This window comes from Novosphingobium sp. 11B (genome assembly GCF_054589055.1).
Genome location: NZ_BAAILP010000008.1, coordinates 1 through 1463, shown reverse-complemented (window position 1 = coordinate 1463; position 1463 = coordinate 1). Strand labels below are relative to the sequence as shown.

3 protein-coding genes are annotated in these 1463 nt (G+C 64.3%); all 3 read left to right on the top strand.

What is annotated here, in order from left to right:
• Positions 1 to 207: hypothetical protein (locus ACYPYD_RS00710; RefSeq protein ID WP_459661711.1), on the top strand; the 207-nt coding region annotated here is incomplete at its 5' end.
• Between the two features lie 76 nt (positions 208 to 283).
• A complete protein-coding gene (locus ACYPYD_RS00705) occupies positions 284 to 478 on the top strand; it encodes a helix-turn-helix domain-containing protein (RefSeq protein WP_069708385.1) in 195 nt (64 codons plus the stop codon).
• The gene (locus tag ACYPYD_RS00700; RefSeq protein ID WP_459661710.1) at positions 465 to 1361 is read left to right on the top strand and encodes a hypothetical protein; all 897 of its coding nucleotides are present in this window, start codon (positions 465 to 467) and stop codon (positions 1359 to 1361) included. Before ACYPYD_RS00705 ends, ACYPYD_RS00700 begins: the two co-directional genes overlap by 14 nt.
• Positions 1362 to 1463 lie beyond the last annotated feature (102 nt).

The following is a 1463-nucleotide window of genomic DNA, read 5'->3' as shown; positions in this document are numbered from 1 at the left end:
CGGGTTTCCGATGCGACCAGCCAGCAGGCCCAGCTCGGCATCATGGCCTGCACGCTGTCGCTCCTCCTGCTCGACATAGAGGCACGCGCGCCGCACCTCCTCGAGCCGGGTACCCAAGCCGCCCGCGATCTCTTCCGCGGTTGGGGGCTTCCCGAGGAACTGGTCAGCCATATCCTTGCGGGATTGGAGCATCGTCATGGCGCATAGGCCGAGCCCGCCCAGCGAAAACGCCAGCTCCCACTCGCCGGCAGGAGGTCCGGGGACCCCGGCGCACGAACTGCCGATGGAGCCGCTCACGGTCCGCATCCCCACCGCGGTGAAGCTTACTGGTATCGGACGCTCTCGTCTCTACGAGCTCATCGCTTCCGGAGACCTCGAGATCGTGAAGATCGGCTCCATGACCCTCATACCCGTCAGCAGCCTGCGCGCGCTCATCGGAAGGGCGCGGGGGAACGAAACCCGTCATGACCCGCGATGAAGATCGGTCGATGCCGGGCGTCCGGGAGCGAGCGTCGCCCGGCGAACGACAGCATGACCTGCTGACCGCCGACTTCATGGCATCCGGCATCGATACGCGCCGGTTCGGGTTCTATGATCAGTCGGCATTCCTTGCTCGGGAGAGCGCCAACCCTTCCTATCTCGCCCGATACGGGGAATGGGTCATGACGCGCCCGATCTCCGCGGAGTATGAGGCCCATGTCAGGGCGACAGTCCCGAAGCTGACGCATCTGCTCGCGAAAGCTTTTACCAGTTACGATGCGCGAGGCAGGTGCGTTCCCGCCTCCTGCATGATGACGCGCATGCTCGATCGCCTCGGGATCTGGAGTTTCGGTGTCTGTGGGTCGGTGATCCTGGAGGCCCCGGCGCTCGGATTGCGGCGGGAGATGCAGACGATTGCCCTGAAGCCTGGTCCGCTCAAAATCACAGGTCATGCTTGGACCTGTGCGCCGCCCTTCCTCATCGTCGATCCATCCCTGGCGCTTCAGCACTGCGATCCGGCGTTCGCCCGCCTCCTGCCCGAAACTGTTCTGGCCGAAGCCTCGGCTCGTCGATTTCACCCCTCTGTGGAGGACTGCGTGAGTGAACCGGTCCGGGAGCTTTTCGCATCGGCGGAGGGCTGGAGAGATCCCTGTCTTCATCATCGACTGGACCTGGGACTGGCGGGTCTCTGGCGAACATTCCCGCCACGGGAGTTCACCGCGTCCGGGTTACGCATGCGCTTCGTTCCGGTCGCCATCCGGCAACCTGCCGAGAGTCTGGAACAGATCGAACTGGATGCGGAAGGTCGCACCGGAATGACGGTCTGGAACAGCGTCGTCGCGCCCGCCTTCGGCATGGCGCCGCAGTCCTACGAATGGTGATAAGCGCGCCGTATACAGCTTGCCCGACAGCACCGGTGGCGCTCGGGCAAGTTCGCGTTCGCCCCAATGATAAGTTCGTTTTCCGGGCAGGTGGGGGGCATT

Coding starts and splice junctions, on each gene's coding strand:
- ACYPYD_RS00705 (WP_069708385.1), top strand. CDS start 284: ATGGAGCCGCTCACGGTCCGCATCCCCACCGCGGTGAAGCTTACTGGT.
- ACYPYD_RS00700 (WP_459661710.1), top strand. CDS start 465: ATGACCCGCGATGAAGATCGGTCGATGCCGGGCGTCCGGGAGCGAGCG.